This is a genomic window from Agromyces sp. PvR057, assembly GCF_040547485.1.
Lineage (GTDB): Bacteria > Actinomycetota > Actinomycetes > Actinomycetales > Microbacteriaceae > Agromyces.
Map to the genome: position 1 here is coordinate 759,656 of NZ_JBEPPT010000001.1, position 19,096 is coordinate 778,751.

The window sequence follows — 19,096 nt, forward strand, 5'->3', positions numbered from 1 at the left end:
GCTTAACTAACATGAATCGTCGACCCTACCGGATGACCGCACGCGCGGAGGCCGCCGAGCTCACCGGGCAGCGGATCATCGATGCCATGCTCGCGCGCCTCGTGACGACGCCCTACGAGCAGATCCGGCTCGAGGACGTGGCCGACGACGCCGGCGTGACCGGCCAGACGGTGATCCGTCGCTTCGGCAGCAAGTCCGCGCTCATGAACGCCACCGTCGAGCGCGAGCTGGGGAGCATCGCCGCCGCCCGCGAGGCGGCGAAGGGAGCCTCGCCCGACGAGACCGTTCGAGCCCTGGTCGAGCACTACGAGCGGTATGGCGCGCTCATCCTCAAGACCTATTCCGAGGCTCCGCAGGTGCCGGGGCTGCCGGAGCTCACCGCCCGCGGCCGGGCGTACCACGTCGACTGGTGCCGCCGGGCGTTCGCCCTGCCTCCGTCGCTCGACGTCGCGGACCGCACGCGCCGGCTGGCGCAGATCATCGCGATCTGCGACGCCACGACCTGGCGCATCCTGCGCTTCGACGGCGGGCTCGACGTGGACGACACGGAGCGCGCGCTTGGCGAACTGCTGGCGCCGCTGCTCGCCGAGGGCGGCGCCTGAGCGCACATCGAGCGACCGGGCGCCCGGCCGGATCTCAGACGGTGTCGGCGTGCCGGTGCACCACGCGCCATCCGTCCGCCTCGTGGCGGTAGACCTGCGTCGCGCGCAGGGTGAAGGTGCGGGGCTCGCCGTTGATCGAGGCCGAGACGCGCTCGTAGCCCACGGTGTACGCCAGGTCGCCGACCAGGTCGAAGGCGATCAGGTCGAACGCGTAGTTCGTGCAGTTCGAGAAGGTCGCCGCGAGCGCCTCGAACGCCTCGACCAGCTCGGCGCGGTTCATGGCGTTGCGCCATGCGCCCAGCACGCTGATCGGCTCCTCGCTCGACCAGATCGTGCGACGTGGGCCGTCGTCGCCGTCGAACATGGCCCGCTCGGCCCGCACGAACTCGCTCTGCACCCAGACCAGGAACTCTTCACGGTCGTTCATGGATCTCAGGATCCTCCGGTCGGCGGCCGCGCACAATCACCGGGCTCGCCCGTGCCGGGACCCGAGCTCGCGATGGGCGCTGAACAGCCGCCCGCGGCATCCGTCATCAGACCGAGCGGAGCAGCGCCCAGACCGCGGTGACCGTGCCGACGCCGGTGCCCACCGCGACCCGTGCGCCCTTCGCACGCCCGAGTCGCACGAGGCCGGTCGCACCCAGCGCGCCGATGCCCACGAGCGTGCCCCAGGCGACCGGAGGAAGACCGACGAACCGGCTCAGCCAATCGAACGGTGCGGACGGATCGACCGTCTCCTTCCATTCGCGGGGCGGTCCATCGGACTCGGCTTCGTACGGCTTCGGGCTCGTGCCGGTCACGAGGAATTCGGCCACGCGACCCAACTGGTCGTCGATCGCGAGCGGGGCGCCGTGCCCGCCCTTCACCGTGCGCGTCTCGTCGATCGCCCACGGTGCGGTGTTCTCGAACCCGGAGAGCCCCGCCGTGCCGACGTCGACGCTGCCGAGACCACGCAGCCACGAGCACAACAGGCCGACCGGCACGTCGGTGACGCCGCGGTCGCTTCGCACGCGGCCGTCCTGCCAACCCGTGCCGCCTCGGCTCCCGACCTGGCGGTTGCGGAACAGTCGGTCCCAGTCGAAACGCCGGGGCAGTACCGTGCCGGCGAGGTAGATCGTGTCGAACCGCATCGAGGGCACGCGTTCGAGCGACTGCGCCATCATGTACGTGCCGTTCGAATGCCCGGCGAACCGGAACTGGTTCGGGTCGCGGCTCGCATAGGCATCGCCGTAGATCCTGAGGAACTCGTGCACCTTGCGGCGGCGCGTTCCGGGCAGCGCGAACTCCAACGCCGTGAAGTAGCCCGTGTCGGGGCTGATGATCGTGGCCTTCGGCGACCGGCTCGCGACCTCGGTGCCGAGCTTCTGCACCCACGTTCGAAGCGCCGCCGCGCGGATCCCGTGCAGGATGAACACCGTCGGCCCATCGGCCGGCGGGGTCGCCGTCAGGGTCGTCTCGTCGTCGCGGCCGACGATCGCCGTGCGCAACTGCTCGTACCGCCGCTCGGGGTCCCGAGCCGTGTCGAGCCGGATGAGCCCGGCATGATCGGCGCCCGGGATCTCGTACACCTGCGCGCCCGGCATGAACCGTTGATCGAGGATGTCGGAGTGCGTGACGAGCGAGTCCGCCGTGCCGAGCACCTGTACGACCTTCGGCCGCGCGGCTCCGGTACCCGGCTGGAACGCGTCGAGCCAGCGCAGGCGGAGGTCGGTGATCCAGTACCCGCCCGCCTGCACCTTCTCGATCGTGAAGTCCGCGAACGGCGTCGCGAGCTCGTAGGCGATGCGCCAGGTCAGCGGATTGCCGGGGGCCTCCTTGCGGTATCCCGAGTTCGGGCTGCCGAGGAGCACGATCCGGCGCACGAGCGAGGGCCAGCGGTGGGCGGGCGCGCGCTCGTCGGCATCGTCGACATCCGTCCGAGGGTCACCCTTCACGGCGGATGTCGCGTCGCGGCCGAATGCGGCCGGCGATCCGTCGGGGCCGGCTGAGGTGTCGGTCGGGGCCGTGGCATCCGCCGCATCGAGCAGGTACGCGGCGCGCGCGAGGACGCCGCCGAAGCTGTGGCCGGCGATGAGGATGCTGTCGGGCGGCTCGACGTCCTCCGACAGTTCGCCCGCCCATTCGCGGATCTGCGCGGCGAGGGTTCGCACCACCGAGTCGAGGTCGACGCGGGAGGTCGCCGTGAGGTTGTGCTCGAACACCTCGACGCGCCAGTTCGGCGCGAGGTCCCGCCGTAGTCGTCGCACCAGCTCGTCCCACGAGGGCCGGTTGCGACTGCGCGGCGGCAGGCCCGGAATGAAGACGAGCAGGCCGTGCTGGACGTCGCGGATCTCGGCGCTGGTCATGCCCGGCTCCTCTCGGCCGAGGCGGATCGAGATCGGCGAAGAATGCGGAGCTTCGCGTCTCGAGGTCTGCTCAGGTTCCGGGGCTCATGGTATTCCCACGCGTTGCATCGGCGCACCCCCGCATGAGAGGGGTGCGACGGGCCGCCACGCCGCCGGACGTGGCAGGCTCAGGCGCGCCGACGCGCAAGCAGCGTCGAGTCGTGCACGTCCACCGTCTCGCCGTCGCGGACCATCGTTCGCGGGCGCTGCTCGACCACGACGGGCTCGAAGTCGTCGGGCAGGGCCGGCAGCAGATCCTCGGCGAGGAGCATCGCGGAACGGTGGCTCTCGCTCAGATGGGTGAACGTCGCCGAGGGGGCGTGGCCGACGACGAGGAGGGAGCCGCCGGGCGCGACGGCCTCGGCGAGCCGGCGCGTCACGTCGCCGCCCTCGCCGCAGCCGACGTCGAGCGCGGTTCCCGGGGCGAGGCCCGACGCCTCGGCGACGAGCTGCGCGTTCGGGTTGCCGCTCCAGACCGACTGGTCGCCGGCGTACCGTTCCTCCCAGCTCGGCGCCTCGAACATCGACGCGGCGTCGTCATGCCGGTGTGCTGCTGCAGTCATGTCTCGAGCTACGGATCGGGGTCGACGCTGGCACGTTCGCTTGCCGTTCCGGCAACGAGGCCGCGCGCTACCAGCCAGACGAGCCGGGCACGCCCTTGAACGGGCCGACGACGTTCGACGTGATCCAGCCGCCGTAGAAGCCGCCGGGCTGCGGCACGACGGGCTCGCCGTCGACCGTGCAGCCGTCGACGAGACCGGCGTAGACCGCCATCCGACCGGTGAGCGCCTCGTATCCGGGCGACGGGGACGGGTACTCCCAGCCGGCGCGAGCGGCGGTACGCGACCCGACGTGGAGGTCGTAGTAGCGGGCGGAGCCCTTGAACTCGCAGAACGACGAGCCGCCCGTCGGCGCGACGGTGCTCGGCACGAACTCCTCGATGGGCAGGTAGTACACGGGCGGATGGCTCGTCTCGAGCACGCGCAGCACATCGCGTGTCCGCACGATGGTCGTGCCGGCGAGGACGATCGCCACCTGCACGTCGACGGCCTCGATCCGGGGTGGTCGCGGGTAGTCCCACACGGACTCCTGGCCGGGCCCCGTCGGCAGGGGCGCCGGATGCTGCAGCCCGACCCGCCGTCGGCTCGGGTACGTCGCGAGATCGCCTGCGGCTGCCATGGTGTGCTCCCGGTGTGATCGTGGGTGTGATCGTGATGGGTCCCTCACGGTACGCCGGTCGTCCGCGAGCGGCACGGGAATGACGGGATTGCCAGCGTTCGTTCACCCTGCGGACACACGCCGGTGCGTGCGCGCGGGAGAAGGCCGCTCGACGTGGGCTCAGCGCGCGCGGTTCCGGCCCGGGCCCTGGCGGTTCGCCGGTTTCGGGCCTTGAATGGGGTGGTGAGCCGCGTCGGAGCATGACCGCAGGCATCCGAACGGGCGACGGACTCGAGGTCCGCGTCACGGGGGGCGTCGTCCGCGGGGTGCGCGAGGGTGCGCTGCTCGCGTGGCGGGGCATGCCGTACGCGGCCCCGCCGAAGGGCGCGCTGCGGTTCCGGGCACCGGTTCCGGTGCGGGCGTGGAGCGGTATCCGCGCGGCGGGGGAGTTCGGCGCGATGGCCCCGCAGGCCCGGGTCGTGCGACTGGCGCGCCCGGTGACCGTGCTCGCGCAGACCGACGAGGACTGCCTGACGGTCAACGTCGCCGCGCCCGAGCGCGAGGCGGGGGCGCCCGCACTGCCGGTCATGGTGTTCGTGCACGGCGGCGGCTACAGCGCGGGCTCGTCGCGCGACTTCTCGGGCCAGGGCGAGAGCTTCGTGCGCAGCGGGCGGGTCGTCTACGTGAGCTTCAACTACCGGCTCGGCGCGCTCGGCTACCTCGACTTCACCCGGTACAGCACCGGTCGTCGCGCATTCGACGCCAATCTCGGGCTGCGCGACCAGGTCGCCGTGCTCCGCTGGGTGCGTCGGAACATCGCCGCGTTCGGCGGCGATCCCTCCCGGGTCACGATCTTCGGCGAGTCGGCCGGAGGCAACGCGATCACGACGCTCATGACGATGCCGACGGCGCGCGGGCTCTTCGCCGGTGCCATCGCGCAGAGCCCGCCGCCCGACGCGGTCTACCCGCGCGAACTCGCGGCGCGATGGGCCGCCGAGTACCTCGCGCTCCTGCGCGAGGAGGTGCGGGAGGTCGCACCGGATCGCGTCGTCGCACCGCCGGACCGGCTCCTCGCGGATGCCGCCGCAGACGACCTCGTCGCGGCATCCGTCGCCCTGCAGGTGCGAACGCCCGACCTGTATCCCGGCGCCTTCTGCTTCGCCCCGGTCATCGACGGGTCGGTCGTGCCAGAGCGCCCGTTCGTCGCGTTCCGCGACGGTCGTGCGCACCGCGTGCCGCTCATCATCGGCACGAACGACCGCGAGGGGTCGATCTTCCGGGGCCGCGTCGACATCCTGCCGCGCACGCCGAGCCGCATCGCCGACCTGTTCGCCCGAGCGCCAGGGCACGCGCGGCAGGCGATGCGCGACGTGTGGCCCGACCTCCCGGCGCGACGTTCGGCGGCGGACTTCGGCGGCGACTTCGGCTTCTGGTACCCGAGCACCCGGGTGGCCGACACCGGGTCGCGGCACGCGCCCGTCTGGTCGTACCGGTTCGACTTCGCACCGCGGCTGCTCAAGCTCGTCGGACTCGACGCGACCCACGGCGTCGAGATGTTCGCCCTCTTCGATCGCACCGACGTGCCGCTCGCCCGCGTCATCACGTCGCTCGGCGGCTACGAGGAGTACGCGGCCGCGGGCGAGCGGATGCGGCGGCTCTGGCTGCACTTCGTCGAGCACGGAGACCCCGGGCCGACCTGGCCCCGCTACGACGAACCGGCCAGGTCGACGCTCGTGATCGACGCCACGGACCGCATCGAGTCGGACCCGCGAGCCGCGCGCCGCCGGGCCTGGGATGCGTTCGCGCCGGCGCTCGCCGGATGACCGACCGCAGGTCGGGGAGGCGCCCGCGCCGTATCGAGACCGACGGCGCCGCCGATCCATCAGGAATCGAGAAGCCGGATGCCGCGTGCGAGCGTAGCTTCTGAAGCATGGACACCATCGACCACACCATCACGACCATCGACTCGATCACGATCGAGGCCGCCGATCCCGATGCGGCCGCGCGGTTCTACGCCGACGCCTTCGAGCTCGGCCCGCAGGTGCGCACCGTCGCCTCGGATGCCCCGACGAGCGGCTTCCGCGGCTTCACGCTGTCGCTCGTCGTGGCGCAGCCCGCCGACGTGCAGGCGCTGTTCTCGGCGGCCATCGCGGCCGGCGCGACGCAGCTGAAGCCCATGGAGAAGTCCCTCTGGGGGTTCGGCGGCGTCGTGCAGGCGCCCGACGGCGCCATCTGGAACCTCGCGACCTCGAACAAGAAGGACACCGGGCCGGCGACGAAGGCGTTCGAGAACCTCGTGCTGCTGCTCGGCGCCGACGACGTGTCGGCCAGCAAGCGGTTCTACACCGCGCGCGGGCTCGAGGTGGGCAAGAGCTTCGGCAGCTACGTGGACTTCTCGACCGGGCAGAGCCCCGTCGGCCTCGGCCTCTACAAGCGCCGCGCCCTCGCCAAGCAGGCCGGCGTCGACGCCGACGGATCGGGCTCGCACCGCATCCGCGTCAACTCCGACGGCGGGGCGTTCACCGACCCCGACGGCTTCGTCTGGGATGCCGCGGCCGGCTGACGGCCGGCCGCGGCATCCGCCCACCACTGGTGCGACGTTCCCGGTGAGGGGAGCTTCGCACCACGGCGAGTCAGCTGATCCACCCGGTCCAGCCCGGCACGCGCAGGTCGACCCACGTGAGCCGGTGGTCGCTGCTCGGGAACGGGTAGACGCCGGTGAGCCGCGACAACGGGTCGGACTGCACGGGCCAGAACACCCCGGCATCCTGCACCTTCAGCAGCCCGCGCGACGGCAGCACGTAGTCGGCGCGCAGGTTGCCCGGCGCGGTGTCGGCGAAGTCGGCGGTGTCGTGACTGGGGTCGCCGGCGTGGGTCGCGTTCGCGCCTCCCTGCAGGGCGGATGCCTCGACGGCCCCGTCGGAGGTCGGCAGCGGGTCGGTGATGCGGCGGTTGTCGAGCAACTGGTCGATGGCCTGGTCGACGGAGTCGCCGTCGAGCGGATCGGCGTTCTGGTCGCCGAGGATCACGAACGGCTGCGTGATGCCGAGACCGCCGCGGCGGCCCTGGTCGTCGACGATGTACCGCCCCTTGCCGGGCGAGACGTAGTCCGACCAGAAGCGGATCTCGTCGTGGTTGCGCCGGCCGTTGCGGTCCTCTGGACCGTCGAACGTCGGGGGAGTCGGGTGCGACGCGAGCACGTGCACCGTCGAGCGGCCGACCTTGACGGGCACGTCCCAGTGCGACTTGCTCGACAGGCGCACGACCGCGAGCTCCTCTGGCGTGAACCAGTCGTTCGCGGCCGGCGTGGCCGGGTCGTCGGGCAGCAGCGCGCCCGGCATGTCCTTCCAGAGGAAGTTCTGGAACGTGCGCACCTGCTCGGTGACGATCGGGAACTTCGAGAGCACGACCATGCCGTACTGGCCCTCGAACAGGCCGAAGCCGAGGGCGTCGTCGCCGCCGCCCACCGCGCCGTCGTTGTTCAGGTCGAAGCCGCTCGGGATGCCCGTGTTCGACGGCGCGACGAACGCGTAGGGGTACTCCACGGGGTCGGCGCCGCCCTGCGACACCTGCAGGTAATTTTCGCGGAACAGGTCGGCGGCGCGGCCGTCGGGCACGTAGTCGAACTCGTTCAGCAGCACGATGTCGGGGTTCGCGCGCTGGATCACCTCGGCGACGGTCTGCGCCTGCACGTCGTCGCCGGTCGAGAGGTCGGCCTCGAGTTCGCCCGCCGTCGCGCGGTTGAGCGAGAGGTTGTAGGTGGCGATGCGCAGGTCGGTCGAGCCTCGCTGCAGGAGCTCGGTGATCTTCGAGTGACGGTCGCCCGACGGATCGCCGGACGGATCGCCGGATGCCGCGGCCGGCGCCGCGACCGCGGGGGCCGCGCCGAGCGCGAGGGCGGCGACGGTGCCGAACGCCGCGGCGGCGAGGGGGAGGGTGTGACGGCGTCTGATCATGCGCGTGATCCTTCATCGGAGGTGTTCGAGACGGGATGACACCACCACGCTATGTCCGATGACCCCCATCCGGGGGTGTTCATCCGAGATTCCCGTGGAGTTCATGCGGTCGTCGGCGGTCGCTGGTGCGCTGGGCTCGGCCGCCCGGTCAGTCCGATCGCCGGCCGTTCACCCATACGTTTCGAGAGGAATCCCCATGCAGTTCCATCTCACCGGGCGGCGCGCGGCGCTGTCCGCCGCGGCCGTGCTCGGCGCCGGCGCGATCGTCGCGACATCCGCGTTCACGGCGACCGCGGCGTCGCAGCCGTCGCCCGACCAGACCGGCGGCGCGGTGCGCCACAACACGACCGGATTCGGCGACGCCGTGAACCTCGCCAAGTCGCTGCTGCCCACGCCGGCCCGCAACGTCATCCTGCTCATCGGCGACGGCATGGGCGACAGCGAGATCACGATCGCCCGCAACTACCTCGTCGGCGCCGGCGGGCAGCTCGCCGGCATCGACGCCCTGCCCGTCACCGGGCAGTACACGACGTACTCGCTCTACAAGGACGGCGACCCCCTCGCGGGCAAGCCCGACTACACGCCCGACTCGGCGGCGACCGGCACCGGCTGGGCCACCGGCACGAAGACGTACGACAACGCCGTCTCGGTCGACATCCACGGGGCCGCGCAGAAGACCCTGCTCGAGCTCGCCAAGGCGAACGGGCTCCGCACCGGTGACGTCACGACCTCCGAGATCCAGGATGCGACGCCCGCCGTGCAGGTCGCGCATGTCGCCGCCCGCAGCTGCTACGGGCCTGACAGCGCCTCGTGCGGTGCTGACGCGCTCGTGAACGGCGGAGCCGGCTCGATCTCGGAGCAGTTGCTCGACACCCGCCCCGACGTGACCCTCGGCGGCGGCGCGGCGACCTTCGCCCAGACGGCGAAGGCCGGCGAGTGGTCCGGGCTCACGCTCCTCGACCAGGCGACGAACCGCGGGTACAACGTCGTCACCGACGGCGCGGGCCTCAACGGCCTCACGAAGGCGAGCCAGGAGGCTCCGGTGCTCGGGCTCTTCGCGGCCGGAAACCTGCCGACCCGGTTCGCGCCGACCGTCGCCGCCGTGGGCGGATCGGGCGCCGCGACCGGCGAGGTGTGCCAGCCCAACCCCGCCTACCTCGGGGTATCCGGGGTCACGCTGAAGGCGATGACCGAGAAGTCGATCGACCTGCTGAACGACAAGAAGGACAAGAAGGGCTTCTTCCTGCAGGTCGAGGGTGCCTCGATCGACAAGCGCGACCACGCGGCCGACGCCTGCGGGCAGATCGGCGAGACGCAGGACTTCGACGAGGCCGTGCAGGCCGCCCTCGCATTCGCGAAGAAGGATCGGAACACGCTCGTCATCGTCACCGCCGACCACGCCCACTCCTCGCAGATCGTCGACGGCGCGACCCCCGGGCTCGGCACGACGCTCACGACGGCCGACGGAACGCCGCTGCGCATCTCGTACGGCACCTCGGCCGAGGGCGGCTCGCAGCAGCACACCGGCTCGCAGCTCCGCGTCGCCGCCTACGGCCCGAGCGCGGTCGGCGTGCTCGGCCTGACCGACCAGACCGACACGTTCTTCACGATCGCGAACGCGCTCAAGCTGAAGACGGATGTCGCGGTGAGCTGGCCGTTGCCGAAGGGCGACCAGGCCGCCAAGCCGTGGGACGAGCGCCGCACGAACTGAGCAGCACCGATCGGATGCCCCGCCTGCGACACGCAGTCGGGGCATTCGCGCACCTGGCCGCGCCGGCGCACCCCGACGCCGACCCGTGGAGCGCCCGGTCCCCCCAGGTGCACCGGGCGTTCGCACGGGTCGGCGGACCCCGCCCGCCGGTTCGACGGATGGGTCCCGAAAGAGAGACGTCGGGGCGACGAGAATGTGACATCGCGATCCGGTACTCTCGCGATCGGCGGCCCCGGCGCCCGTTCCGGGGCGCCCGAGCCTTCCCCGGCGGCCCGCGCCGGCACGAACGACGAACGACGAACGAAACGACGAATGAGTGGAGGACCCATGCAGGCCGAGGCATCGGAGGCGACCCCGGGGGCCGCGGTCGGCGTGCTCCACGCGATGCTCACCGAGCAGCCGCACCGCCTGCGACGCCGTGCGGTGAGCCTCGGACTCCGTCGCGAAGACGCCGAGGACGCCGCGCAGGCGGCGGCCGTCGCGGCGCTCGAGCACATCGATGCCGTCCGCTGCGCCGAAGAGCCCGTGATCTGCGCGTGGGTCGACACGATCGCCCGCCGCGTCGTCGCCGACGCGTACCGGCGAGACCGCCGCGAACGCGCGTTCCTCGCGTCGGGCGAGCTCGTCGCCGAGACATCCGGTGCTGGCGACGGCGCGACCGCCGGGACCGTGGCGAGTGCGGAGGCCGAGTGGGAGCGCCGGGAGATCGTGAGGGCGACCGCCCGCGCCGTCCAGGGGCTCCCCGAGGCGCTGCGTCAGGTCGTCGAGCTCCGGTACGGCCACGGCCATGCGACCAAGCGCATCGCCGAGGACCTCGGGCTCTCGGATGCGGCCGTCCGGCAGCGGCTCAGCCGGGCGCGTGCCGTGCTCGCCGTCGGCATGGGCGGCACTCCGCTCTGACGCCGCGGGTGCCGCTCCGCGAGCGCTGCACGTGCGAGCGTGCCCCTAGGTGAGCGCGCCGGGGCCGCGCACGGGCACGACGTCGGCGGGGGAGTGCTCGACGCCCGACGCGTCGACGAAGGCGAGTCGCACGGGCTCGCCGGTCGTGCGCGAGGTGTAGACCGACGCAGGGCCGAAGCCCGTCGGGCGGAACTCGTCGCCCCAGCCGACCATGGCCGCGAGGACGGGGGTCAGTGCGCGGCCGGCGTCGGTGAGCACGTACTCGTCGCGTTCGCGCTCGCCCTCGTCGCGGTAGGGGCGGCGCTCGAGCACGCCGGCCTCGATGAGGCGCGCGAGGCGGTCGGCGAGGATGTCGGGTGCGATGCCGAGCCTGGTGCGGAACTCGGCGAACCGGGTGCGCCCCCACATCGCCTCGCGCACGATGAGCAGCGACCACTTCTGGCCGAGCACGTCGAGGGTGCGCGCGATCGAGCAGCGCTGCAGCGAGGGGGCGGGCGTCGTCATGCCGCGATTCTAGCAAGCTGACTAGGAGATTCGTACCCAGACTGCTAACTTGGTGATTCCAACTCAGAAGGAGACCCGCATGACCTTGGGCAGACGAGGCAGCTTCCTCACTGCGGCCGCCGTCGCGGGCCTGGCCCTCTGGGCGAGCGGCGCCCCGACCGTGGTCTATCCGCTCTACGCCGCCGAATGGAACGTGCCGCCGACGGTGACCACCGCCATCTTCGCGATCTACCCGATCGTGCTGGTGCCCGTGCTCATCGTCTTCGGCAACCTCTCCGACGTGATCGGGCGTCGCGCGGTGATCCTCATGGGCCTCGCCGCACTCGGCCTCGGCTCGATCGCGTTCGGCGTCGCGCCCGACCTCACCTGGGTCTTCATCGGGCGGGCGCTCATGGGGGTCGGCGTCGGCCTCGCACTCAGTCCCGCCACCGCGGCGATGGTCGAGTTCGGCGGACCCCACGGCGCGACCCGCGCCAGTTCGGCCACGACCGCGGCGACCGCGACCGGACTCGCGCTCTCGACGATCCTCGGCGGGCTGCTCGTGCAGTACGCCCCCGCGCCCATGCACCTCAGCTTCTGGGTGCTCACGGGCGTCACGGTCGTCGTCGCCGGATTCACGGCAGCGCTGCCCAGGCACACCCGCGACGAGGCATCCGGCCCCTGGCGACCCCGACTGCCCCGGATGCCGCGTGCAGGGCGCCGCCCGTTCGTCGCCGGAACCCTCGGCATCACGGCCGCCTACGCGATGGGCGCGATCTTCCTCGCGCTCGGGGCGCAGATCGCGCGCGAACTCGTGCGCAGCGACAACGCCTTCGTCGACGGTGCGATCATCGCGCTCTCCGCGATCGTCATCGGCGCGGTCGCGATCCTCTTCCGGCGGATGCCGCCGCGCGCCGCGGTGACCATCGGACCCGCGCTCGCCATGGCCGGCCTCGGCCTGCTCGTCGTCGCCGGGGCCGAGCACTCGCTGCCCGCGTTCATCGCCGCGTCGATCGTCGCGGGCGCCGGCTACAGCTTCATGTTCGCTGGCGGTCTCGGCCTCATCACGACGACCGCGCCCGCGCACGAGCGGGCCGCCGTGATCTCGGCCGCGTACGTCGTCGGCTACCTCGTGCAGGCGCTCACGGCGCTCGGCCTCGGCGCGCTCGCCACCGCAGCGGGCCTGCAGGTCGCCCTCGAGATCGGCACGCCGCTGATCCTCATGATCGGGGTCGCCGCACTCGTCGTCGCGAACCTCGGCCGACGCGCTCCGGTCGCCGCGCGCACAACGCGCACAATGGGTGCATGACCACCGAACGAGAGCACGAGAACTCCGGCGCAGGCCGGGCACCGGGCGTCCGACAGCTGCGGCTCGTCGTCGAGGCCGAAGACCTCGAACAGGCGCTCGCCTTCTACCGCGACGTGCTCGGCATGCCCGAGCAGGAGGCGTACGAGGGTGACGAGGGCGCGCGGGTCGTGATCCTCGACGCGGGGCGGGCGACCCTCGAGCTGTCGAATCCGGCGCAGGTGCGGTTCATCGACCGGGTGGAGGCCGAGGGGCAGCGCAGCGACCGGCTGCGCGTCGCCCTCGAGGTCGACGACAGTGCGGCGACCACGGCCGACCTCGTCGAGGCGGGTGCCGAGCTCATCGCCGAGCCCCGCGAGACGCCGTGGCGTTCGGTCAACTCGCGGCTGCGAGGGCCGGCCGGGCTCCAGTTGACGCTGTTCCAGGAGCTCGACGGCTGACGTCCCCCGGGCGAGCGAACCTACCGACGGGCCTCGGTCGCCCAGATCGCGAGCTCGACGCGATTGCGGGCGCCGATCTTCGCCATGATGCTCGCGATGTGCGTCTTCACGGTGCTGAGCGAGATGTGCAGCTCCCGCCCGATCTCGGTGTTGCCGAGGCCCCTGGCGACCGCGGCGGCCACCTCCTGCTCGCGGTCGGTCAGCGGCGTCGCCGGCGCCGGCCGAGGCTCGTGCGCGGTGCCCGCGAACGCCTCGATGAGGCGCACCGTCACGTTCGGGTCGATGAGCGCGTCGCCCCGCGCGGCCGCGTGCACGGCCTCGCGCAGCAGCGTGGCCCCGGCGTTCTTCAGCAGGAACCCGCGCGCGCCCGCGCGCAGCGCCGCGTAGACGTACTCGTCGAGGTCGAACGTCGTGATCACGACCACGGGCATCGGGTCGGCGACGCCCGGCCCCGCGAGCTCGCGCGTGGCCGCGATGCCGTCGGCCACCGGCATCCGGATGTCGAAGAGGCACACGTCGGGGCGCAGCGCGCGCGCCATCGCCACGGCCTCGCCGCCGTCGGCCGCCTCGCCGACGACCTCGATGTCTGGCTGCGCGTCGAGGATCATGCGCAGCCCGGTGCGCACCAACTCCTGGTCGTCGGCGATGAGCACGCGCACGGTCATGCCGTTCCTCCAGTCCAGGCGGCGCGCGGCAGCACGGCCGCCACCCGCCAGCCGATGCCGTCGAGTCCGGACGGGCCCGCCTCGCAGGTGCCGCCGAGCAGCGTCGCACGCTCGATCATGCCCGTGATGCCGTAGCCCGGGCTCGCGGATGCCGCGGGCCGGCCGTCGTCGAGCACCTCGAGTCGCACGCCATCGGCGTCGACCCGCACGCGAACGTCCACGCGGGTCGCGTCGCGCGCGTGGCGGCGGGCGTTCGTCACGGCCTCCTGGGCCAGGCGGAACACGGCCGCGCCGACCGCGGGCGGCAGCGCGTCGAGGTCGCCGTCGACCGTCACCCCGACGACGGGCTCGCCCGGTGCGGGGGCGGATGTCGCGAGCCGCCGCAGGTTCCCGGCGCCCGCCGCCGGGCTCAGGTCCGCCGCGGCGCCGTCGGATCCGAGACCGTCGGATCCGAGACCGTCGGATCCGAGACCGTCGGCGGCGAGGCCGTCGGAGCCGTCGCCCGCCGACCGGCCGCCCGCTCCGCCGTCCTGCCGCAGCACGCGCACCATCGAGCGCATCTCGTCGAGGGTCCTCGACGCCTCGACCTCGATGGTCCGCAGCACGCCGGCCGCGGCATCCGGCTGCGTCGCGGCGACCGCGAGGCCCGCCTGCGCCTGGATCGCGATCGCCGACACGTGGTGGGCGACCGTGTCGTGCAGGTCGCGCGCGAGCCGCTCGCGTTCGAGCAGGCGCATGCGGTCGAGCTCACGGACCCTCGCGCCGGCGCGCCAGCGGAACGCCAGGCCGAGCGACCAGGTCGTGACCACGACGGCGAGGCTGCCGATCACGTCGCCGGGGGTCGGCGCGTCCGTCGCGAGCGTCACCGCCCAGCCGGCGAGCACGAGCGCGCCGCCGCCGAGCATCGCGCGCCCGGATCCCCAGCGCATGACCGCGTAGACGAGCAGCAGCACGTACGCGGTCGTGAACAGCTGCGGATCGCCTCCGGAGACCGCCCCGAACACCGTGCTCGCGCCGAACGCGACGGCGAGCATCGTGAACGGGCGGTCGCGACGCCAGAGCAGCGTCGGAACGAGCACGACGAGCACGATCGCCCAGGCCCAACGCCACGGCACCTCGGGCCGCAGCGCCGCTTCGACGACGATGAGCGGGGCGAGCACGCCGACGAGCACCCAGTCGCGCCACACGCGCCGAGGCGGCGGAGGAACCGCGGCCGGCGCGTTCCACAGCGACCGCACGGGGCTCGTCATGCCCTCATGATAGGTGCGCGGCATCCGGCGCCGACCGCTCGACGGCTCGCCGTCCCGAGGCGGTGCGCGGACCGAACACGCCTCGCCGCGCTCGCCCGCGGATGACGAGCTCGGCGACCGCCAGGTTGATCGCCCACCCGAGCGCCATGAGCACGGTGTACGCGACCTCGCCCGGTTCGCCCATGATGAGCGCCCACGGCAGGATCGTGAGCACCTGCGTGCCGGCGCCGAGCCCGATGGCGTAGGCACGGGTCATCCACGCGCTGTGCGCCGCCACGTCGCCGCGCCGGATCGCGAGGAACGCCACGACGATCGCGGCCGCCATCGCGGGGGCGAGCACCACGCGGATCACCAGGAGCGCGACGCCGCTGTTCGTCGGCAGCTCGTAGGCCACGGCCATCCAGAGCCCGGATGCCGCGGACACGAGCCCTGCGGGCGCGACGACCCGCCCGGCCAGCCGATGCCAGCGTCGCCGCCGCAGCGACGGCGCGAACTGCAGTGCGCCGAGCAGCAGGAACACCGTCGACCCGATGATGTGCGCGACCACCGGAACCGGGGAGTCGAAGAAGCGGGCGTTCTCGGCGGTGACCGCGGCTCCCGTGCCGAGCTGCGCGAGCCGGCTGGTGCCGGCCGCCATCGGCACGAGCGTGAGGGCGATGAGCCCGGCCGGGGCGAGCCACTCGGGCCGGGGACGGCGCCGGCGCCGATCGCCGCTCGTGCGGGACGGCTCGGCGGAGGGTGGAGCGATGCGCGGGGTCTCGGTCATGCGTCGATGCTCGTCTGCGGCGCGCACGGACGCATCGGTCGTCGGGCTCGATGCGACTCGGCCGATCGGCCGACCCGTCAGTGCCGTCGGGAAGGCACCGGAGCGGAAGACCGCACCCGGCGGGCGGCCACTGCCAGCACTCCACCGACGAGCAGCATCAGCGCAGCGGGGAGGGCGGCGAGGGCCGAGGTTCCGGTGGCGGGCAGCCCGGTCGCGCCGGTCGTCGGCCCGGCGGGGGCCGCGGGGGCCGCGGGGGCCGCGGGGGAGCCGGGGCCGCCCGGCTCGACCGGCGGCTCGACGGGCGGTTCGGTCGGCGGGTCGACCGGGGCGGGGGCGACCTCCACGAGGATGCTCGACCGGGCGAGCGTGCCGTTCGCGTCGAGCACGGTGTACGGCACCACCGGGGTCAGTCCCGAGAAGGCCTCGGCCGGCGTGAACGTGACCGTGCCGCTCACGGCGTCGACGACGAAGGTGCCGATGCCGTCGAGCGAGAGCGTGCGTCCGTCCTCCGAGAGCGCTCCGGGGTCGATGCCGCCGGGCACCTCGAGTCGCACCGAACCCGGCACGAGGGGGGCGGGCGCGCCGCCGTCGGCCTCGTTGCCGCTCACGTCGTTGGCGAGCACGTCGATGACGATCGGTTCGCCGTGCGGCGCCGTCACGTTGTCGACACCCGCGACCGGGGTCACGGGCGTGACCGAGATCGTGAGCACCGCACCCGCCGAGGTGCCGTTCGCGTCGGTGACGGTGTACGGCACGGGCGTCGCCTCGCCGACGAAGGTCGGAACGGGCACGAAGCCGATCACGCCGGTCACGGCGTCGACCGTGTACTCGCCCTCGCCGGGCACGACGAGCGATCGGCCGTCGGCGCCGAGCGTGGTGCCCGCGGGGGCCTCGGCCGGCACGTCGAGGCGCACGCTCGTCGGGTCGAGGGCGACCGCGGCGGCCCCCGGCAGGTCGTTGCCGAGCACATCGACCGAGATGCCGGTCGCATGGGGCGTGATCGCGGCATCCGGCGATGGGATCGGCACCACGGGGGTGACCGTGATCGAGATGACGGAGGTCGCGACGGTGCCGTTCGCGTCGGCCACGGTGTACGGCACGGGCGTCGCCGGCCCGGTGAACGAGGGGATCGGCGCGAACTCGACCTCGCCCGTCGCGGCCACCGTGTAGGTGCCCTCGCCGGCGATGGTCAGCACGCCGTCGGGCGAGAGCGAGGATCCTGCCGGAGCGTCCGCCGGAAGCTGGAGCGCGACCGTGTCGGCGCGCAGCGGCACGGCGGCCGTTCCGGGTGCGTCGTTCGCGAGGGGCTGCACCACGAGGGTGGCGCCCTGATCGGTGGTCGAGGCGTCGGGGCCGGCCGACGGCGTGACCGGGGTCACGTGCACGATGATCGTCGCGCTCGCCGTGCGGCCCTCGGTGTCGAGCACCGAGTACGGCGCCGGCGTCGCCGTTCCGACGAACGCGGGGTCGGGGGTGAACGTGGCGAGGTCCGCGCCGGGCTCGAGGGTGTACGTGCCCTCGCCGCCGATCACGAGCGTGCGGCCGTCGTCGGAGAGGCTCGAACCGGGCGGCGGTGAGAGCGGGAGCGCGAACCTGATGGACTCGGGCAGGAAGGTCGCCGTCGCCGTCGACGGGGCGTCGTTGGTGGTGAGGGGGCCGGACACCGGGGTTCCCTGCGGCGTGAAGATCTCGTCGATCGTTCCGACGGCCTCTTCGGCGGGGCTCACGGTGACGATGATGTTCGCGGTCGCGATGGTGCCGTTCACGTCGGCCACGGCGTACGGCACGGTCGTCGCGACGCCGGTGAACGTCGGATCCGGAGCGAACGTCACCCAGGCGTCCTCGCCGATCGCGTACGAGCCCTCACCCGCGATGACGAGCGTCCTGCCGTCCGGGCCGAGCTCCGAGCCCGGCGGTGCGTCGGGCGGCAGCACGAACACGAGCGTGGCGGGCACGAGCGGCACCGACGGGTCGCCCGCCAGGTCGTTGAAGAGGGGCTCGAATCGCTGGGGCAGGCCCGCCGGCGTCGCGCGCGGGTCGTCGGCGGCCAGCGGAGTGACCGCGGTGACCTCGACGGCGACGGCCGCCGTGGCGAGGCCGCCCCGGCTGTCGGCGACCGAGTACGGGATCGCCGTGGTCGTGCCCGTGAAGGCCGGTTCTGGGGCGAACAGGGCCACGCCGTCGGCGTCGACCGACCAGGTTCCCTCGCCCGGCACGGTGAGCTGCCGGCCGTCGTCCGACAGCACGGTGCCCGACGGCGCACCGGGCGGCACGGCGAACCGCACGCTGTCCGCGACGAGCGGGAACGCCTCGGATCCGGGCAGGTCGTTGCCGAGCAGCGGATGGCTCACCGCGATGCCCTGCAGCGTCGAGGCCGCATCGACCTCGGCGATCGGCGGGGGCGGCGTGACGAACGGGAAGTCGATGCCCGCGGCATCCGATTCGGTGAGCGAGAAGGTGCGGTCCGGCAGCGGGGCGATGCCGGGCGGCGGGGAGACCACGGCGCGGTAGGGCCCCGTGGCGACGAGCGAGGGCAGGCTCCAGGCGCCGGATGCCCCGGACACGGCCGTGCCGACCACGGCGCCCGCGTCGTCGAACACCGTGACCGTCGCACCAGCGAGCGGGGTGTCGTCGAGCGTCACCGTGCCACCGGCCGCGAACGTCTTCGCGACGAACCAGGTCTGGTAGATCGGGAACCCGCTGCGCCACCGGTACGACATCGTGAGCGAGACGATCGGCACGGTCGGCTCGAACCAGGCGGTCGCCCCGTCGGTGTCGGCCGCGCGGGCGTTGCCGAGGAGCAGGCCGGTCGTGCCCCCGTCGGTCCACGACGGGCGGTCGTTCAGGTTCGCCGCGTCGCATGACGGGCCGCCCGTGCGGTGGCAGGAGTTGTAGGACTCCTGGTAGCCGAGGCCGGCGACCGGGATCTGGGCGCCGTCGGCGGCGGTCGCCGAGATCGTCACCTCGTCGGCGTCGATGTCGCCCAGCGCGAAGGCCCAGCCGGCGCTCGGGGTCGGTGAGGCGAAGGTGTAGGTCGTGACCCCCGGCGACGCGGCGTTGTTGGCCGCCGGACGCTGGTTCAGGTAGGTGCGATCGCGGCTCGATCCGTAGACGACGCCGACGGGCGTGCTCGCGGCCTGCCAGGTCGAGGCGCCGCTGACCACCGTCGCCGCGCTCGAGGTCGAGGTGAACGTCGTCGCCGGGAAGTTGCCCGGCATGGCGACGGCACCCGTGAACGGCGCCGAGGGCGAGACGGTGAAGGTGCCCCACGTGTCGACCTCGGCGGCGCTCGCCGAGCCGAGGCCCGTCGTCGTCAGCGCCGCCGCCGCGAGCAGCGCCGTGGTGGCCGTGATGACGCGCGCGGGGCGCCGACGTGTCGTCGATCGGCGGGAGCGCGCGCCCCAGACCATGTGGTCCCCCCTCCACTCGGCCCTGCGAGGGTATGTCGAAGTGGGGCGCGCCACAAGGCCCGCGG

The 19,096-nt window shown here is 73.1% G+C and carries 17 protein-coding genes; 7 read left to right on the plus strand and 10 right to left on the minus strand.

Annotation, left to right across the window (positions count from 1 at the left end):
* Nucleotides 1-11: 11 nt before the first annotated feature.
* Nucleotides 12-602, plus strand: coding sequence for a TetR/AcrR family transcriptional regulator (locus tag ABIC29_RS03400; protein ID WP_354242746.1), 591 nt, complete (start codon nucleotides 12-14; stop codon nucleotides 600-602).
* Between the two features lie 34 nt (nucleotides 603-636).
* Here ABIC29_RS03400 and ABIC29_RS03405 read toward each other — a convergent pair whose 3' ends face one another.
* From ABIC29_RS03405 to ABIC29_RS03420, 4 genes are all read right to left on the minus strand, one after another.
* The gene (locus ABIC29_RS03405; protein ID WP_116080846.1) at nucleotides 637-1,029 is read right to left on the minus strand and encodes a nuclear transport factor 2 family protein; all 393 of its coding nucleotides are present in this window, start codon (nucleotides 1,027-1,029) and stop codon (nucleotides 637-639) included.
* 106 nt (nucleotides 1,030-1,135) lie between these two features.
* Complete coding sequence (locus ABIC29_RS03410) at nucleotides 1,136-2,947, minus strand: alpha/beta fold hydrolase (protein WP_116080847.1); 1,812 nt, start codon at nucleotides 2,945-2,947, stop codon at nucleotides 1,136-1,138.
* A gap of 167 nt (nucleotides 2,948-3,114) precedes the next feature.
* Nucleotides 3,115-3,549 (minus strand): hypothetical protein, encoded by a 435-nt coding sequence (locus ABIC29_RS03415; RefSeq protein ID WP_116080848.1) that lies wholly within the window; start codon nucleotides 3,547-3,549, stop codon nucleotides 3,115-3,117.
* A 67-nt stretch (nucleotides 3,550-3,616) separates the two neighbouring features.
* Nucleotides 3,617-4,114: a DUF427 domain-containing protein gene (locus ABIC29_RS03420; RefSeq protein WP_116082304.1), complete on the minus strand. Its 498-nt coding sequence runs from the start codon at nucleotides 4,112-4,114 to the stop codon at nucleotides 3,617-3,619.
* A 290-nt stretch (nucleotides 4,115-4,404) separates the two neighbouring features.
* Here ABIC29_RS03420 and ABIC29_RS03425 point away from each other — a divergent pair, with 290 nt between their 5' ends.
* Nucleotides 4,405-5,967 carry a carboxylesterase/lipase family protein gene (locus ABIC29_RS03425; RefSeq protein WP_354242751.1) on the plus strand — a complete coding sequence of 521 codons (1,563 nt, stop codon included), beginning with the start codon at nucleotides 4,405-4,407 and terminating at the stop codon, nucleotides 5,965-5,967.
* A 107-nt stretch (nucleotides 5,968-6,074) separates the two neighbouring features.
* Nucleotides 6,075-6,707 (plus strand): VOC family protein, encoded by a 633-nt coding sequence (locus tag ABIC29_RS03430; protein ID WP_354242753.1) that lies wholly within the window; start codon nucleotides 6,075-6,077, stop codon nucleotides 6,705-6,707.
* A gap of 70 nt (nucleotides 6,708-6,777) precedes the next feature.
* Here the strand turns inward: ABIC29_RS03430 and ABIC29_RS03435 are convergent, their stop codons facing one another.
* On the minus strand, nucleotides 6,778-8,100 hold the full coding sequence (locus tag ABIC29_RS03435; protein WP_116080850.1) for an endonuclease/exonuclease/phosphatase family protein: 1,323 nt from the start codon (nucleotides 8,098-8,100) through the stop codon (nucleotides 6,778-6,780).
* A 196-nt stretch (nucleotides 8,101-8,296) separates the two neighbouring features.
* On the opposite strand from ABIC29_RS03435, the gene phoA reads away from it, so the two are divergent.
* Complete coding sequence (phoA, locus tag ABIC29_RS03440; protein ID WP_354242756.1) at nucleotides 8,297-9,811, plus strand: alkaline phosphatase; 1,515 nt, start codon at nucleotides 8,297-8,299, stop codon at nucleotides 9,809-9,811.
* Nucleotides 9,812-10,123: 312 nt separating this feature from the next.
* On the plus strand, nucleotides 10,124-10,711 hold the full coding sequence (locus ABIC29_RS03445) for an RNA polymerase sigma factor (protein WP_354242758.1): 588 nt from the start codon (nucleotides 10,124-10,126) through the stop codon (nucleotides 10,709-10,711).
* A gap of 45 nt (nucleotides 10,712-10,756) precedes the next feature.
* Here the strand turns inward: ABIC29_RS03445 and ABIC29_RS03450 are convergent, their stop codons facing one another.
* The gene (locus tag ABIC29_RS03450; protein WP_116080853.1) at nucleotides 10,757-11,215 is read right to left on the minus strand and encodes a winged helix-turn-helix transcriptional regulator; all 459 of its coding nucleotides are present in this window, start codon (nucleotides 11,213-11,215) and stop codon (nucleotides 10,757-10,759) included.
* A gap of 79 nt (nucleotides 11,216-11,294) precedes the next feature.
* Between ABIC29_RS03450 and ABIC29_RS03455 the strand changes: the two genes are divergently transcribed.
* Both ABIC29_RS03455 and ABIC29_RS03460 read left to right on the plus strand, forming a co-directional pair.
* Nucleotides 11,295-12,503: an MFS transporter gene (locus ABIC29_RS03455; protein WP_354242761.1), complete on the plus strand. Its 1,209-nt coding sequence runs from the start codon at nucleotides 11,295-11,297 to the stop codon at nucleotides 12,501-12,503.
* Nucleotides 12,500-12,940, plus strand: a complete 441-nt coding sequence (locus tag ABIC29_RS03460) for a VOC family protein (protein WP_354242763.1) — start codon at nucleotides 12,500-12,502, stop codon at nucleotides 12,938-12,940. The genes ABIC29_RS03455 and ABIC29_RS03460 overlap by 4 nt, the downstream gene beginning before the upstream one ends.
* A gap of 20 nt (nucleotides 12,941-12,960) precedes the next feature.
* Here ABIC29_RS03460 and ABIC29_RS03465 read toward each other — a convergent pair whose 3' ends face one another.
* The 4 genes from ABIC29_RS03465 to ABIC29_RS03480 all read right to left on the minus strand — a co-directional run bounded on the left by ABIC29_RS03465 (nucleotide 12,961) and on the right by ABIC29_RS03480 (nucleotide 19,031).
* Complete coding sequence (locus tag ABIC29_RS03465) at nucleotides 12,961-13,605, minus strand: response regulator (RefSeq protein WP_116080856.1); 645 nt, start codon at nucleotides 13,603-13,605, stop codon at nucleotides 12,961-12,963.
* The gene (locus ABIC29_RS03470) at nucleotides 13,602-14,855 is read right to left on the minus strand and encodes a sensor histidine kinase (protein WP_354242766.1); all 1,254 of its coding nucleotides are present in this window, start codon (nucleotides 14,853-14,855) and stop codon (nucleotides 13,602-13,604) included. The genes ABIC29_RS03465 and ABIC29_RS03470 overlap by 4 nt, the downstream gene beginning before the upstream one ends.
* A gap of 4 nt (nucleotides 14,856-14,859) precedes the next feature.
* On the minus strand, nucleotides 14,860-15,621 hold the full coding sequence (locus ABIC29_RS03475) for a DUF2306 domain-containing protein (protein WP_354242769.1): 762 nt from the start codon (nucleotides 15,619-15,621) through the stop codon (nucleotides 14,860-14,862).
* Between the two features lie 77 nt (nucleotides 15,622-15,698).
* The gene (locus ABIC29_RS03480) at nucleotides 15,699-19,031 is read right to left on the minus strand and encodes an Ig-like domain-containing protein (RefSeq protein ID WP_354242772.1); all 3,333 of its coding nucleotides are present in this window, start codon (nucleotides 19,029-19,031) and stop codon (nucleotides 15,699-15,701) included.
* Nucleotides 19,032-19,096: the final 65 nt, after the last annotated feature.

Coding starts and splice junctions, on each gene's coding strand:
- ABIC29_RS03400 (WP_354242746.1), top strand. CDS start 12: ATGAATCGTCGACCCTACCGGATGACCGCACGCGCGGAGGCCGCCGAG.
- ABIC29_RS03405 (WP_116080846.1), bottom strand. CDS start 1,029: ATGAACGACCGTGAAGAGTTCCTGGTCTGGGTGCAGAGCGAGTTCGTG.
- ABIC29_RS03410 (WP_116080847.1), bottom strand. CDS start 2,947: ATGACCAGCGCCGAGATCCGCGACGTCCAGCACGGCCTGCTCGTCTTC.
- ABIC29_RS03415 (WP_116080848.1), bottom strand. CDS start 3,549: ATGACTGCAGCAGCACACCGGCATGACGACGCCGCGTCGATGTTCGAG.
- ABIC29_RS03425 (WP_354242751.1), top strand. CDS start 4,405: ATGACCGCAGGCATCCGAACGGGCGACGGACTCGAGGTCCGCGTCACG.
- ABIC29_RS03430 (WP_354242753.1), top strand. CDS start 6,075: ATGGACACCATCGACCACACCATCACGACCATCGACTCGATCACGATC.
- ABIC29_RS03435 (WP_116080850.1), bottom strand. CDS start 8,100: ATGATCAGACGCCGTCACACCCTCCCCCTCGCCGCCGCGGCGTTCGGC.
- phoA (WP_354242756.1), top strand. CDS start 8,297: ATGCAGTTCCATCTCACCGGGCGGCGCGCGGCGCTGTCCGCCGCGGCC.
- ABIC29_RS03445 (WP_354242758.1), top strand. CDS start 10,124: ATGAGTGGAGGACCCATGCAGGCCGAGGCATCGGAGGCGACCCCGGGG.
- ABIC29_RS03450 (WP_116080853.1), bottom strand. CDS start 11,215: ATGACGACGCCCGCCCCCTCGCTGCAGCGCTGCTCGATCGCGCGCACC.
- ABIC29_RS03455 (WP_354242761.1), top strand. CDS start 11,295: ATGACCTTGGGCAGACGAGGCAGCTTCCTCACTGCGGCCGCCGTCGCG.
- ABIC29_RS03460 (WP_354242763.1), top strand. CDS start 12,500: ATGACCACCGAACGAGAGCACGAGAACTCCGGCGCAGGCCGGGCACCG.
- ABIC29_RS03465 (WP_116080856.1), bottom strand. CDS start 13,605: ATGACCGTGCGCGTGCTCATCGCCGACGACCAGGAGTTGGTGCGCACC.
- ABIC29_RS03470 (WP_354242766.1), bottom strand. CDS start 14,855: ATGACGAGCCCCGTGCGGTCGCTGTGGAACGCGCCGGCCGCGGTTCCT.
- ABIC29_RS03475 (WP_354242769.1), bottom strand. CDS start 15,621: ATGACCGAGACCCCGCGCATCGCTCCACCCTCCGCCGAGCCGTCCCGC.
- ABIC29_RS03480 (WP_354242772.1), bottom strand. CDS start 19,031: ATGGTCTGGGGCGCGCGCTCCCGCCGATCGACGACACGTCGGCGCCCC.